Raw genomic sequence first — 12,709 nt, 5'->3', positions numbered from 1 at the left:
TGCTGGCTGCGATCGCAAAATCTTGGCGCGTTCCGCCAGGTCGACGCTCCCGGGAGACTTTATGAAAACTCTCCTAGATGTTACTCGCAGGCATCAGTTGGACCTGCCGCCCGGTTTTGCTGTTTGACGACCTCGTTTCAGACGAGCCTATGTTGTTTTCCCTCCGAACAACTTGGCACCATCGGAGTTCGAGTTCATTGGCCGTAACGGCTATGATCTCCTGAACAGCCTTTCTACTGGCCCCATCACGGCTGATGAAGCGCGGAACGTCTACGATTATCTGCTTTGCGGTTTTGTACAACTGGCGAGTCCAATCAGTCGCGTGGTTGGAGATCACCACGGTAATTCCGTCTGCAGCCAGGCGTTCCGCCCATGAAGCCAGCTCCTCTTGGTCAGCAATACCAAAGCCTCCGACGGTATAGTCCGTGAAATTCGCTGTATCCGACCATGCAACGTAAGGTGGGTCACAAAAAACGGTGTCGCCTCGTCGCGCCTGAGCCAGCGTACCGCGGAAATCGGCCGCCTCAAACTGAGCACCCTAACTCACGTCACGCGTCTCTGGGAACGGGAGGCGAAAACCCGTTCGCATGGCGGTTTGCCGTACCGATGTACATTGGATCGGCGTTAAATCCGATTAACAGTTCCCTCATCGCCACCGCTCTGTTGTCGATCGCCATGGCGATGCACGTCCCGGTGGGACGTACCGCCGTTCTCGTCACCGCCCTGTATTTGGCGTGCGCTATTGCCCAACCCACGGGCGGCAAACTGGCGGAAGTGTTTGGACCGCGCCGGGTTTTCCTATCCGGAATCCTCATTGTTCTGGCCGGTGGGATTGTCGGCGGGATAGCCCAGAACTTGGCGACCCTCATTGTTGCCCGCGTGCTGATTGGAATCGGCACCTCGGCCGGATACCCGTCGGCCATGTTGCTGATTCGACGGCGGGCCGAATGGGCGGGGATGGCTGAGCCACCCGGCGGGGTGCTAGGTGGATTGCAGATCGCGGCCACGGTGACCGCTGCCCTGGGACTGCCGCTGGGCGGCGTCCTGATTGGTGCTTGGGGGTGGCGTGCCGTCTTTTTCGCGAATGTACCCGTCACTTTAGCGGCCTTTTTGATGGCGGCCTTCTGGATCCCCAAGGACCCGCCGGTGGAAACCAAAAGTGTGAGAGACATTGCGTCCCGCATCGACATCCTAGGGATTCTCGGATTCGGTGCAACGGTAACGGCCCTCTTGGTATTCCTGTTTTCGGTCCCCCATATCAATTGGGTGGCTCTGGGCTTGTCGGTGATACTCGCAATGGGCCTCGTTGTCTTTGAACTACGCGCATCGCAGCCCTTTTTCGACGTCCGCCTGCTCGCCTCGAATTTGGCGCTCAGTGGGACCTATCTTCGGATGGCACTCCTATCGCTGTGCGTCTACACCGTGCTCTATGGGATCAGTCAGTGGCTGGAAGCGGCGCGAGGTGTTTCCGCGCGTGAAGCCGGGTTGCTGTTGTTGCCCATGAGTGCGCTCTCGGCGATTGTGGTGCGCCCCATCGCCCGTCGCAACTTGCTGCGCGGTCCGCTGATTGCGGCCGCCGTCTCATCGCTGGTGGCGTCGCTCGGCGTGGTTCTCTTGACAACCCGTACGCCCATCCTCTGGCTTTTAAGCCCCCTAAGGAAACATGACACGACCGATCTCTCCTGATAGTCTAAACAACAGTAGAGGAGAGAACATCATGAGTCAGTCATCGTATACCCCCGAATTCAAAGCTCAGGTCGTTCGCGAAGCCCGGGAGACGGGCAATGCCAGTTTAGTGGCCCGGCGGCATCAGCTGAAACCCGAGATGGTCCGGCGCTGGACGCGCGAGGCCACGAAAGCGGCGCACCCCAATCCGGATGCGCTCAGCTTGGCCGATGAAAATGAGCGCTTGAAAAAGCTGCTAGGCGAACGCGATCTGCAACTCGCGGTGTTGCAAGATCTGCTGCGTAAAAAGGGGATCCGGACGTGACGGAATTGTGCGAACACGTTGCCGAATGGCAGGTCGAGGTCCCCCACGCTAGCCTGAAAGCCCTGTGTGCCGCCGTACAACTACCTCGTGGTACGTTTTATGCGTGGCGCCAGCGCCAACAGATGCCACGGCTCGACCGGCGTCGCCAAGCTCCGGGGCGTACGCCCCGGGGATACAGTGTGACGCGCACAGGGGCTAAAATCCCGGATGGGCAAATCATGGACTGGATTGTCGGCATTCTGGAATCCGAAAATGCGCAATACGGCTATCACAAAATCACGTGGGTCTTACGGCGCCGCTACCAGTTAATCATCAACTTCAAGAAAGTATATCGCCTCCTCAAGAGTATGGCCCTCTTGTGGCCCCAGCGGCGACGCAAGCCGCCGCATCCCCGCCGCTTGGCGCGGAACTGGGTGGTTACCCGGCCAAACCAGCTGTGGGAGACGGATATCACCTATGGGTATATCGCGGGCGAAGATCGGTTTTTTTACCTGCAAGCCATCCTCGATGTGTGCGACAGGCAAATTATTGCGTACCATATCGGCTTGTCGTGCCGGGCCGTTGACGCCGCGCGGACCCTGTCCCAAGCCGTAGACCGGAGGCGCCCCGAATGGGGCTCCGAGTCGCCCGTGATCAGAACCGACAATGGCCCGCAATTTACGGCCCATACGTTCGAAGCCCGCTGTGAGGAACTGGGGGTTGATCATGAGAGAATTCCCGTGGCCACCCCCAATATGAACGCCCACATCGAATCCTGGCATGCTCAACTGGACCGGGAATGCTTGGCTCAAGAATTTACAACATTTGCGGAGGCGTACCACGCCGTGAGCCAGTGGATTCAAGACTACAACGAGCGCCGGCTTCACGGGAGTCTAAACTTTTGGTCTCCCGTGGAGATGGCAGCCAGGGTAGCCGCTGGGCTCGACCATTGGACGCCGGTGAGGGTGTAAAATGCCCAATTGCGGTGTTACGCGGCGAAAGAGATCGCGAGTGTCACGAAAACGGGGGCGGAATCGGTCGGATTCGGCGTATAGCAGTACGTAGAGCCCTGTCCGATGCGGGATGGCGCTCAGCCGACAGCCCCAATCGTACGCCGGGTCGCGCTCTTGGGTGCGCGCGATGGTCGCCTGGTGATCGGCAATGATGTGGCGCACAATCCAGCGGAGATCCGTGTCGGTGAACGGCTGGGGACTTTCTATCGGCCCCGTGGCGTATTCGGCGCGCACGGCATTGAGAAACGCCTCGTGGGTGGGTTGAAGCACGGCCTCATCCAAGATTTGATAGGTGAGTTCGGCGGCCGTCTGTTGATAGGCGTTCCGCGCGATGGTTCCCACTTGCCGTCGGAATTCGAGCATTAGCGCGTTCAGTTCCATGACGGTCTTCACCCGGACGCGGGTGCCGTGTTCGATGTGCGTGCTCATGCCGACGCCCCCGCTTCCAAAGGCAGGTGGTAGAGCATCAGGATGAGCGATTGCATGACGGGGTCGCGCCAGACCTTCCGGCGGTCGATGAACGCCTTCTCATGGTAGTGGTAGCGATTGGCCGTTAAGTGCGCCTCGGCGGACTTGCGGGTCAAGAACGTCTGCACATCGACCTTGCGCAAGGCGTTATGGATTTTGTAGATGTGGGGGAACGCGCCCAACAACTCGTTCACGTCGTCATCAGAGTCCCAATCGAAGTCGGGATGCTCGGCCCGAAACGCCGCGAGCGTCTCCGGGTAGCAGTCTTCGAGATGCGTCGGCAGATCCTCCAACGGGATATCATAGGTGTCCGCCTTCGGGTCACAGAAATGGACCACCGCGTCGCTCTCGTAATCGGGGTCGACTACGACCGTCTTGAAATCCACTAACACATAAATATTGGGATACTCCGCCTGGTCATGAGCTGTCTGATACGCGAAGTCTTCCTGGAGTGCCTTGAGGTGTTCAAGTTGCTCATCGGTTACATCGATAGTCAGTCGCATGGTAATCAAGCCCCACTTTCATTCCGGCATCTTGACGCAGATACCGGCCAAAAAGGTGCTCGCGGCTTCGATGCAGCGTTGGTGGTGTCAGGCATGGCACGATAGTCCGGGGGAAATGGAACGGAAGTGAATGCGGTATGGCGCAATTAAACCGGCGCTATCGCAGGCAACTTGATGGCCCTAAAACACTTCAGGACAGGGCCGCCGTGGGGAGGATGTCAAAGCGATTGATTGCTCCAGTCAATGAATTCACTCATGGAATAGACGGCAAACAGATTGCCAACATAGGGCACGCGGCCTTTAAGCCAGGCAATAGCCCCTCGCTTCCAGCCGCCACCATCAATGACAACAATGGTTGGGAACGGGAAGCGTTGGTCGATGTTCAACGCGAGATAGGGCAACTTCTCATCGACAGAACCTGACACTGACTGCCATTTAACCTCAATTATCGACCCATTCGGCAAGGACGGAATGCCCATCACCGCAAAATCCACCTTCATCGGCGTCCCATAAATCCCTGGGCCAATGGGCCACTGACGTGCAAAACGCTTCAGTTCCAAGGCCGTCAGGAATGCCGCACGCGGCACTTCTACATACCCCGATTGGGTCAGCACGGTCGATACCAACGCTTCGAGCTTGTTGCCCGATTGATTGGCGCGCTGTCCCGCGCTCGGGGGCACGCTAGCCACGGACGGCTCCCTCCACGGGATAGGTGGTGATGATGACCTCCGTAGCTCCGGTCCGCTTGGAAGCGTCGGAATTGATCGCCCGACGGACGGGCACGACCTGAATCCAGAGCCCGCGGTAGAGCTGATGAATCTCGGGGACGTCGGCGTTCGACGCCATGACGTACACGCCGCGACCTGCCATCTCCCGCACCCACTCCGCCAGGGCGACTTGGTCCTTCCACCCAAACCCATCCGCGGTGTAGCTGGTGAAGTTGGCTGTTTTGGAAGCCGGAGCGTATGGCGGGTCGACATAGATTAGGTCCGACCGTTGGGCTGCCGTGCCGGCCGCCCGGTAATCGGCCTCGACGATGGTGGCGTCCTGCAACACCTGATGCGCGGCTCGTAAGGTCTCGGCCCGCACAATGTCCGGATTTTTATAGCGGCCGAAGGGCGTGTTGTACCGGCCCGTCGCCGAAACTCGGTATAATCCATTGAACGCCAGACGTCCCAAGGCGAAAAAGAGGGCACTCTGCTCCAGGTCGTCAGCTTGGCGTGCATTGTAGCGATCGCGCAGTGCGTAGAAGAACGCGGCCTGATCCTCCGGCAAGAGCGCCCGGTACGCCGTTTGGATCGCCGTCAGCCGACCAATGAGATCCTCCACCCGATCCCGGACTACCTGATACAAGCGAATGAGGTCGCCGTTGGTATCACTCAAATACGCCTCGGGGCGGCTTAACGCGAAGAACAACGCGGCCCCGCCGGCAAAGGGCTCCAGATATCGGTTCCACGACGGGGGTTGCGATGCAAGAAGGCGTGGCAGCAGTTGCCGTTTCCCCCCAGCCCATTTCAGAATCGGGGCTGCTGCTACGGAAGCCATCGTTGTCGTTTCCACACACCCACGCTCCTCTTGTCCGCCGTCCGCTGATAATGACTAAGGTTTCGCGATCTGCGGGGAGATGTCCTGCATCATAGACGACTTGGTAACCCCGGGAAGCACTCAGCCGTGTTCCGATTGCAACCAGGCCAGGATGTCCTTGATTTGATTCATGTGCGGATACCCATGTGACGTGTTGGGCTCCAAAATTCCAGCTTCGATGGCTTCATCAAAATGGTGACGCACCTGCTCATACCCAGGAATGAAGAGGCGTTTGATGATCTCCAACAGTTCCTCATCATCTTTGAATCGGCGTTCGTGAATCATGTCTAGACATCGCATCAAGCCCTCCGTGCCAACGAGAGAGGTCAAGTCAAGGTCCATAGCCAAACTGCGTTGGTTACGGTACAGAGCTTTTTCGTCGTAGATACACCGGATACGGTGCACAATGATGGGGCTGTGGGCCTCCGGCTCACCGGGCTTGGCATCTACGTCGGACAGCCACTGCACAGTACCGTAGTAGACGGAAGCAATAGGTTCACCGCATGTATCACATACCCATTCTGGGCTCTCGATGTGTAGGATGACTATCTCCCCTATCGTTGAAACTCTACGCAAATTAAAACACATCACCTTAACAGGGGACGACTCCCTTCTGCAATTTCTCCGCCATGGATTCGAACCGATTCATCAATCCAGCGTAGCACCTCAACGATTTGGTCTAGAGACAGCGAACAAAGCTCCCCGCGATCATTGTTGCTGACAAATACCACCGGTCCATACAGACATACTCGGTGCTCATTATCTCGGTCGAATGCCAATGTGATATTTTCTGGCCACCCATCCGGGTTTCTTGTATCATGGGCGATTATTACGGTCCCGTCGGCAAGCTGCCACCATTCAGGCGACCCGACGAGGTCTTCAATATCCGCCCATATGGACTCGGGTTTATTGGTCCAAGACCGATCGGTAAACCCGACAAGTTCCTGCATATGCGGAGGCTGGCCTGGTCGCAAGACGATGGCGCGAATCCGAGGAACGGCAACAGTCGGAAACGGGACGGGAAACATCATATTTTCTCCTTCCTAAATTTCAATTAGTGACCACCGATTGGGGCACAGCCCTCTACCAACACGCTGAGGTCCACAAGGAACGCATCAGGATAGCCGTAATAAAGGCGCTCGAGATGCGAACAGACCCCCAGCCAGAATTCCAAGGACTCAGTTTTGGGATGCCAATACTTGCGGTCTTCGGGTGGCCATGATGCCTGGACGCCCGTTACCAGCCAATCTTGATAGCATTGGAGCACCCAGCGCGTTTTATCTGCACAGGCAAACAGTCCTTCGAAGCGCTCAAAGAGGTGTTCCAGGTGTCCCTCCACAAAGTCTGCGTGCTGATACAGAAAAACGAGACGGCGGCGCTTATCCCCGTCGATGCCTGGATAGGCGGATCGGACGCTCGCCCCGACGAGTTGGGCCCAGGGCATCAACACCTGCATCCCAAACGACTCCGGACCTTCGCGGATAGCGTCTTGGAGTTCGGGCCCAAGAGACCCAATCGCTTCATCGCCCGCCCGTTCCTCCTGTGTGACGAGAGCCTCAAGGAGTTGCGTCAAAGACGATTGCATGGATTGATCGTCTATCATAGGAAGCCAGCTATCCGTCTCTGCGTTGTGCTCGATGTCCGGTTGGGCATACCAGGCTTCAACCTCCTCCTTGATCTTGGCACTGTCGGATGTGGTGTAGAAGCAGTAGGTATCCGGATCATCGGAGTCGTCGTAGATGTGATCGTTGACCAGGCGAGTGAGGATGCCGCGAAAGACCTCCGGTGCCTCATGATTCTCCTGCCAGAGCTCTGTGACGCTCAACGAATCCGCCTGACCCGCGTGGCCTCGTGTCAAATAGACGCGGTGAATGATCTTTTCGTCCAAGGGTTAAGACCTCCTTCGCTAATAGAAAGACCGGCGCCCGAAGGCGCCGGTGCTAAGCCGCTTCTATCTGCTTCACCAACTGGGTGAGCAAGGCCGCCAGCGCGGGGTCGTCCTCCACGAACGGCAAGGCGGTTTTGGCTTTCTCAACCAGTTCCGCAAGATTGTGCTGCCGATCCCGCGCATGGTCGATGGCCCTTTGGCGCTCGAGGGCCACGGTGTCCCACGTCTCGCGTGCCACACGAAGGCACTCCGCTTCGAGGTCGCTCAGATCGAGTTCGCCGCCATAGACGTAATCCCAAAAGCTCATGGCGTCGCTGTCATCATGGATGACACCAGGCATCCCTCCTTCGTGAGATGCCGCCTCCCCTCTCCGGCGGGACGCCGGGGCGGCATGAGTAGAGCGAATGCGGAGGACAACCAAAAGCCCGCCTCGCAATGAGACGGGCTATAATGGGGGTGAGGGTAGTCCCACAAGACCCCTCCCAGAAAGGGGGTGTGGGGATGCACATTCAGATCTCGGTTTCCGTGTCGAGCGGCTTAAGCCTGTATCTGATATGGCGCTACATCCGGCGCAAGCGCCGCCGGTAGCCCTCACCCACCGTCCCGGCCTCACCCGGGGCGGTTCTTGCTTATAATATACCCCGCTTGACAGGCGTATGCAAATCAGGAATGTCCCAAGGGAAAGGTCTTCTGCCAGTAAGCAAAAGCAGCGGCGTCTTGAGTCACCAATGGAACCATGTCCGGCCTGTGTCAATCAACAGCCGCTCATCATCTAAGCAGGGTCAATGCGGATTTTACTTGGCGGACAAAGCTGGGGTTTCGGTTTCATGACCATGTCTCCTGGGCGTTCAGTCGGTCTCTTTGTTGACGGCATTCCTTGGCCAGTTCAGGGTACGTCGCGGCAATAGCCGAAAGAATACGGCTCTTGAGCAACGGCCGGGCCTCTGTTGCGCCAATCGTACCATACAGCTCAACGAGCCGATCTTCGTAGTTAGTACAGACGTGGCGCAGATAGTTCACCGCAATGCGATCGAGGAATTCAGGGTCGTCGTGAATTGTCGCCCACTTATCATCTCGGCCGCGCGACGCCCAGAGGTCTGCGGGAGTGGCCGATTACGGTGCCTCGCATGGGACGACACACCCTTCTCGCAAAAGCTGTGGATCAACGTCCAGAACCCATGCCGATTCAACGTATCAGCTACCGCACGTTCGGGCGTCATCGGCACATTTTTCAGGGGCCGCGCCGCGACAAAGCTTGGTCCTCTCCCCGGGAGCACAAGGTGCATTGGTGCGCTTGCTGAGCGCGTCAGGGCCTGTGGCCGTGATGGCGGAAGAATTAGGCGATGCGCCGGCGCTGTACCAAGCGCTAGAGACCCACGGTCGAACCGCCCGCGTCTTGGTGCCAGCGTCGCTATCGGCTGAAGGGCAGCGGTATGCGGCCGTCTTAAGCCGGGGTACAGGTGCGGACGCTTGCAGCCCCCTATGTGCATGCCAAATTGATTGTCACCGCTCACCAAACGTTTGTGGCTCGCAAAACTTTTCGGACGTCTCGCTCAACGAGTTGGTACTGGTCCGCTGTGCTTGGATTCAGCATGATGAAGTTGACCACCGGCAAGTCCGGGTCCCACATGCGCGCCAGCCAATAGCGATATCGCTTGGACGGATCGAACAGGGCTTGCGACCGCTCGGGATCGAGTGCATCAAAGGTGAGTTGACCGCGCATTCCGGGGCCCTCCTTCTCAGGGAGATTGTCTCACTGATAGCCCAGGCGCTAGGCCGACACGCCCGAATCGGTACTGGTGATTTTCGTGACATAAATGCGCCGTCGCTGCCCCGCCGTGGTCTGAATCGACAACGTTTCACGATAGACGGGGGTAATCCAGGATTGCAAGGCCAACACGATAACAACGGCTGCGTCCGCTGGATTATGGGTCAACACCGTAGGGGTGTGGCCCGCCATGGCCATCACAACGATCACTGCAAGCAGGACCAGCCAAAAGTACCGAGGCCCCTGAATCAACACGCGGGACGGATGCCATCGGTGGACCACCTCCCCGTGAATCGTTTCGGCGGATTCCCAGATGACGTGGTTATCGGACAAGAAGCCTTGCCCCCATTGCTGACGGCGAGGACCCATGAGCAGCATGAGCGCACCGGCCATCAGGGCAACCCAGATCGCCATCGCGATGCCTTGGACTCTCGGGAAGGGTGCCAGCAGCGAAAGCCCGAACACCCCTCCCAAAAAGACGACAAAACCCGCGATAATGAGGAGAATGATTAACCACGAAAACCGTTCGGACTTGAAGCAATAGCCTTCAAAGGTCATCCAACACCCCTCCTTTGATTCACACGAATTTCATGCAGCCTGGCCGCCAGGAAGTGGTTGCGCACTTACCGCCGTGGGCGGATCAACCAGCGCAACCATCGCCGACGGCCCAGTGCCAGAGCGACTAGTGCCGCGAGCCAGCAGAGGCCCATGAATCCCAGGATGGCGCAGCCGATCCATGGTTCAGTCGAAAAGAGATGAACCGTGGGATGGAGCCAAACCATAAGGCCAGCTAAGTCCAAGGTGGTGCCCATCACGATCAGGATCGCGGCCCAAACGGCTTGCCGGGGAAAGACCACGACCTTGTGGCGATCTTTGGGTCGGATAAACACGGCGATTGTCCTCCTCAAGAAGTCAGATCGCGTTGGACTCCTACCCATAGTGTACAAGTCCACGAAGGACACGGCTAATATTGAGCCGCATCTCGTGTCGGGCCAAAAAGTGCAGCGGGCAACGCAGGCGCGTCAGCACCGTCCAAAGCCGCCGCGACAGATACGGGATCCGTAAAGAACGTGGTGAGCTGGTCAGTCATTTCGCACAACCGCAAGATCATCCGGTAGAAGAACTCGGCCGCCGGTTCAGTGTACGGCACATGCGGCCACGGCTGATCATAGGAACGAAACTCGGGAACCGCGAGATGAGTCCAACTGTTAAGCCGGGCTCCCCACGAGTCATCAGGTAGCTTGGGAAGGACATAGCGCACGGCGACGTGCTCACCCCGCTGCTCGGTAACGCGGTCCAGAACCCGAGCAAAGAGGCCCAGACGATAATGATCCGTTCCGAACGTGCTGTGCTTTTCGTTGCCCTGCCATGCGCCGGCCCGGTATTTCTCATCGGATAGGTGTGCGGCATTCGGGCGAATGGTACCGTCCTTCAGACGGAAATAGGCCACCGCCGGGTCGATGTGATACATAATGATGCGCTCGGTGGTGGTCTCGGTGCGCAAGTACGCCTCCGCCACCTGACGCAAGAACGCTTTACACTCCTCCAAGTTCGGTCCTTGGACCTGCCATTGAGTCCGTGGCTGTTCAATCGTCAGCGGATCGAATGGGGATTTTCTGAAGGCCCGTAGTTCGACCCGGGCCACCTCGACGAGCTCCTCGGGAAAGGTACAATGGAACATCCCCGCCCGGTCAACCGATACCGTCGAATGCCATTCGAGGTGTTCGCCTGCTTTCGAGGTGAAACTAAACGGAATGGATGGCAGCGTTGGCATGACCCACATTCCTCCTGTAATTAGTGAGTTTTACCCGTCATTTGGGGCGCGACAGTGAAATCTGGCCCAGCTTGCGGGCCACACTCGGCATGATGCCCCGGGTAACGGCGATGGCTTTGCCGCGCAACTCCTGTGCTTTCGCCAAGTCATGCACTGCTAACGCCGACAACGCATGGGCTAAGAGCTCCCCCATGCGTTCGGCCGCCCGCTCGGCATCGTCCGCCATTCGTATCGCTTGGCGCACTTCCGGTAAAAATGAATAGGGATTGCTCATCGTCACTCTCCTTAAGCAGGTGTGTCGAGGGTCTCTGTCGACCACGCCTTCTCGGATACCACGGCGTATCCCCAGGCCTCCGCGGCTGCTTCCTCTTCTTGAGGGGTAAGATCATTCACTGGTGCCTCTCCGCACTCGCAGCATGCCGTACCGATGTCACCACCAGCCTGGTCGCCGGGCAACGGCCAAAGACACGCCCGGATGCTCCTGCTGGAATTGCAGCAACATACCAATCAGCTCATCGGCGAGTTCCTGTGAGGTTTTGCCGTCTTGGGCCACAGCCTGGGTTTGAATCCATGCTTCAAAGCGTACCGCGTGGCCCTCGTCGACACGGGCCCAGGCGGACGGGCGGCGTCGCGGCATCGGCAAACACTCCTTTTCTCCGCGATATACGCAACACAAAAAGCCGCCAGTAGAGCTGGCGGAGCCTGGTCAACAATCTCGACAAAAAGATCTCGCTAGTTTTTGCGCAATGGGGTGGGTTGAATACGAGTATGCTTCATGGCATCATGCCAAAAGTCGATGTCCGTGGCGGGAATGTCGCGATAATCAACGGTCTCATCGGTCAATGCGTCGACGCGGGCACAATCGGTCTGCGATTTAATCGTCACGACGCTCGCTGGACCGAGGGACTTTGGGAATCGAGTGACCCCGCCAGCTTTTTTCAATGGTTTCGTGATATTGAACCGGCATCGGTTCTGGTAAAGAGGGTCGCTTACCAGACGCCGTACGCGTCGGTATTGCTTGAGACGACTGCGGTTCCTGAGGTGAATTTTGGGCCACGGGCAACGACCTCCTTAAAAGAAAGCGAAATCCACACCGACAACTATGACGGCAAGAACCATAGCAATGGCAGCTACCATCCAGTATAGGCCTTTTTTCGCCAACGGGACGTGATTGCGGTTGACATCGGCCTCTAAATTAACCACTAAGGCTAAGCCAATTTCTGCCTCATCAGCCCAATCCCGCGTCCACTGATAGAATGCTCTAACGTTGGGTCCAGTATACACCTTCCGAATCCAAAGCGAACCAACGCATGCGCCTACACTAACGACTAAAGCAACGAAAAAGGGGACCCGTAGAAACGCGGGCATAGGATGCAAAACGGCGACAAACGCGCCCAAGGCCCCGTCGAATGCTAAGAGGCCAATGGCCTTCGTCTCGAGAGACGTGTAGGTGTCAAACTGCCAGGCCAGTTGCTGGCTAACCAGCGTCATGAGTTGTTGCACGAGATTCATGGGCCGCCTCCCTCGGTCTCATTGTAGCGGGCGGTTCGTGAAAGATCAGTAGGAAAGCGAACAAGGGTCTATCCGACAATGCCCTTCGGCATCTTTAGCAACGTCCATCCACAAAACGGTCAGTAACTTATCGGCGCGTACAATCTGCCGCTTTTAATGCTATAGGGATGCCGCTCGGATTCGTCTGGTGTGGGCGTCTCAATAATCAAGTCGCCCAACACGTCTGCGAA

General features: G+C 57.6%; 18 protein-coding genes and 1 pseudogene. 3 read left to right on the top strand and 16 right to left on the bottom strand.

The annotated features are described in order from the left end of the window. Positions 1-73 precede the first annotated feature (73 nt). Positions 74-523 (bottom strand): annotated as a pseudogene (locus HIJ39_RS25245) (DNA adenine methylase); the annotation flags it as partial. Between the two features lie 83 nt (positions 524-606). Here HIJ39_RS25245 and HIJ39_RS18180 point away from each other — a divergent pair. From HIJ39_RS18180 to HIJ39_RS18170, 3 genes are read left to right on the top strand one after another with little or no spacing between them, the layout of a single operon-like run. Further along, a complete protein-coding gene (locus HIJ39_RS18180) occupies positions 607-1,686 on the top strand; it encodes an MFS transporter (RefSeq protein WP_207711777.1) in 1,080 nt (359 codons plus the stop codon). Between the two features lie 31 nt (positions 1,687-1,717). Next, complete coding sequence (locus HIJ39_RS18175; RefSeq protein WP_169102219.1) at positions 1,718-1,990, top strand: transposase; 273 nt, start codon at positions 1,718-1,720, stop codon at positions 1,988-1,990. Then, a complete protein-coding gene (locus HIJ39_RS18170) occupies positions 1,987-2,940 on the top strand; it encodes an IS3 family transposase (RefSeq protein WP_169102217.1) in 954 nt (317 codons plus the stop codon). Before HIJ39_RS18175 ends, HIJ39_RS18170 begins: the two co-directional genes overlap by 4 nt. Here HIJ39_RS18170 and HIJ39_RS18165 read toward each other — a convergent pair. The 15 genes from HIJ39_RS18165 to HIJ39_RS18095 all read right to left on the bottom strand — a co-directional run bounded on the left by HIJ39_RS18165 (position 2,863) and on the right by HIJ39_RS18095 (position 12,479). Then, on the bottom strand, positions 2,863-3,411 hold the full coding sequence (locus tag HIJ39_RS18165) for a hypothetical protein (RefSeq protein ID WP_169102215.1): 549 nt from the start codon (positions 3,409-3,411) through the stop codon (positions 2,863-2,865). The genes HIJ39_RS18170 and HIJ39_RS18165 overlap by 78 nt on opposite strands. Then, positions 3,408-3,953, bottom strand: coding sequence for a hypothetical protein (locus tag HIJ39_RS18160; RefSeq protein ID WP_169102213.1), 546 nt, complete (start codon positions 3,951-3,953; stop codon positions 3,408-3,410). The genes HIJ39_RS18165 and HIJ39_RS18160 overlap by 4 nt, the downstream gene beginning before the upstream one ends. 218 nt (positions 3,954-4,171) lie before the next feature. Continuing rightward, the gene (locus HIJ39_RS18155) at positions 4,172-4,642 is read right to left on the bottom strand and encodes a PD-(D/E)XK nuclease superfamily protein (RefSeq protein WP_169102211.1); all 471 of its coding nucleotides are present in this window, start codon (positions 4,640-4,642) and stop codon (positions 4,172-4,174) included. Further along, the gene (locus HIJ39_RS18150; protein ID WP_169102209.1) at positions 4,635-5,513 is read right to left on the bottom strand and encodes a Dam family site-specific DNA-(adenine-N6)-methyltransferase; all 879 of its coding nucleotides are present in this window, start codon (positions 5,511-5,513) and stop codon (positions 4,635-4,637) included. The genes HIJ39_RS18155 and HIJ39_RS18150 overlap by 8 nt, the downstream gene beginning before the upstream one ends. Positions 5,514-5,618: 105 nt before the next feature. Continuing rightward, positions 5,619-5,837: a hypothetical protein gene (locus tag HIJ39_RS18145; protein ID WP_169102207.1), complete on the bottom strand. Its 219-nt coding sequence runs from the start codon at positions 5,835-5,837 to the stop codon at positions 5,619-5,621. Positions 5,838-6,124: 287 nt separating this feature from the next. Beyond that, the gene (locus HIJ39_RS18140) at positions 6,125-6,568 is read right to left on the bottom strand and encodes a hypothetical protein (RefSeq protein ID WP_169102205.1); all 444 of its coding nucleotides are present in this window, start codon (positions 6,566-6,568) and stop codon (positions 6,125-6,127) included. A 23-nt stretch (positions 6,569-6,591) separates the two neighbouring features. Next, entirely contained in the window at positions 6,592-7,425 is an 834-nt protein-coding gene (locus HIJ39_RS18135) for a hypothetical protein (protein ID WP_169102203.1), read from the bottom strand. A gap of 52 nt (positions 7,426-7,477) precedes the next feature. After that, on the bottom strand, positions 7,478-7,765 hold the full coding sequence (locus HIJ39_RS18130; protein WP_169102201.1) for a hypothetical protein: 288 nt from the start codon (positions 7,763-7,765) through the stop codon (positions 7,478-7,480). 1,170 nt (positions 7,766-8,935) lie between these two features. Continuing rightward, positions 8,936-9,148: a DUF1643 domain-containing protein gene (locus tag HIJ39_RS18125; protein ID WP_169102199.1), complete on the bottom strand. Its 213-nt coding sequence runs from the start codon at positions 9,146-9,148 to the stop codon at positions 8,936-8,938. Between the two features lie 48 nt (positions 9,149-9,196). Then, positions 9,197-9,751 (bottom strand): hypothetical protein, encoded by a 555-nt coding sequence (locus HIJ39_RS18120; RefSeq protein ID WP_169102197.1) that lies wholly within the window; start codon positions 9,749-9,751, stop codon positions 9,197-9,199. A 65-nt stretch (positions 9,752-9,816) separates the two neighbouring features. Next, positions 9,817-10,083: a hypothetical protein gene (locus HIJ39_RS18115; protein WP_169102195.1), complete on the bottom strand. Its 267-nt coding sequence runs from the start codon at positions 10,081-10,083 to the stop codon at positions 9,817-9,819. A 74-nt stretch (positions 10,084-10,157) separates the two neighbouring features. Then, positions 10,158-10,967, bottom strand: a complete 810-nt coding sequence (locus HIJ39_RS18110; protein WP_169102193.1) for a hypothetical protein — start codon at positions 10,965-10,967, stop codon at positions 10,158-10,160. A 37-nt stretch (positions 10,968-11,004) separates the two neighbouring features. After that, the gene (locus HIJ39_RS18105) at positions 11,005-11,241 is read right to left on the bottom strand and encodes a hypothetical protein (RefSeq protein ID WP_169102191.1); all 237 of its coding nucleotides are present in this window, start codon (positions 11,239-11,241) and stop codon (positions 11,005-11,007) included. A 156-nt stretch (positions 11,242-11,397) separates the two neighbouring features. Continuing rightward, a complete protein-coding gene (locus tag HIJ39_RS18100) occupies positions 11,398-11,604 on the bottom strand; it encodes a hypothetical protein (RefSeq protein WP_169102189.1) in 207 nt (68 codons plus the stop codon). Between the two features lie 434 nt (positions 11,605-12,038). After that, positions 12,039-12,479: a hypothetical protein gene (locus HIJ39_RS18095; RefSeq protein WP_169102187.1), complete on the bottom strand. Its 441-nt coding sequence runs from the start codon at positions 12,477-12,479 to the stop codon at positions 12,039-12,041. Positions 12,480-12,709 lie beyond the last annotated feature (230 nt).

This window comes from Sulfobacillus harzensis, from assembly GCF_012933365.1.
Lineage (GTDB): Bacteria > Bacillota > Sulfobacillia > Sulfobacillales > Sulfobacillaceae > Sulfobacillus_B > Sulfobacillus_B harzensis.
The sequence above is the reverse complement of the archived record's forward strand: the minus strand, read 5'-3'. Positions and strand labels throughout refer to the sequence as shown.

Bases quoted from the DNA above. Each gene is read 5' to 3' on its own strand.
- HIJ39_RS18180 (WP_207711777.1), top strand. From the start codon at position 607: ATGTACATTGGATCGGCGTTAAATCCGATTAACAGTTCCCTCATCGCC.
- HIJ39_RS18175 (WP_169102219.1), top strand. From the start codon at position 1,718: ATGAGTCAGTCATCGTATACCCCCGAATTCAAAGCTCAGGTCGTTCGC.
- HIJ39_RS18165 (WP_169102215.1), bottom strand. From the start codon at position 3,411: ATGAGCACGCACATCGAACACGGCACCCGCGTCCGGGTGAAGACCGTC.
- HIJ39_RS18160 (WP_169102213.1), bottom strand. From the start codon at position 3,953: ATGCGACTGACTATCGATGTAACCGATGAGCAACTTGAACACCTCAAG.
- HIJ39_RS18145 (WP_169102207.1), bottom strand. From the start codon at position 5,837: ATGCGATGTCTAGACATGATTCACGAACGCCGATTCAAAGATGATGAG.
- HIJ39_RS18140 (WP_169102205.1), bottom strand. From the start codon at position 6,568: ATGATGTTTCCCGTCCCGTTTCCGACTGTTGCCGTTCCTCGGATTCGC.
- HIJ39_RS18130 (WP_169102201.1), bottom strand. From the start codon at position 7,765: ATGCCTGGTGTCATCCATGATGACAGCGACGCCATGAGCTTTTGGGAT.
- HIJ39_RS18125 (WP_169102199.1), bottom strand. From the start codon at position 9,148: ATGCGCGGTCAACTCACCTTTGATGCACTCGATCCCGAGCGGTCGCAA.
- HIJ39_RS18120 (WP_169102197.1), bottom strand. From the start codon at position 9,751: ATGACCTTTGAAGGCTATTGCTTCAAGTCCGAACGGTTTTCGTGGTTA.
- HIJ39_RS18110 (WP_169102193.1), bottom strand. From the start codon at position 10,967: ATGCCAACGCTGCCATCCATTCCGTTTAGTTTCACCTCGAAAGCAGGC.
- HIJ39_RS18105 (WP_169102191.1), bottom strand. From the start codon at position 11,241: ATGAGCAATCCCTATTCATTTTTACCGGAAGTGCGCCAAGCGATACGA.
- HIJ39_RS18100 (WP_169102189.1), bottom strand. From the start codon at position 11,604: ATGCCGCGACGCCGCCCGTCCGCCTGGGCCCGTGTCGACGAGGGCCAC.
- HIJ39_RS18095 (WP_169102187.1), bottom strand. From the start codon at position 12,479: ATGAATCTCGTGCAACAACTCATGACGCTGGTTAGCCAGCAACTGGCC.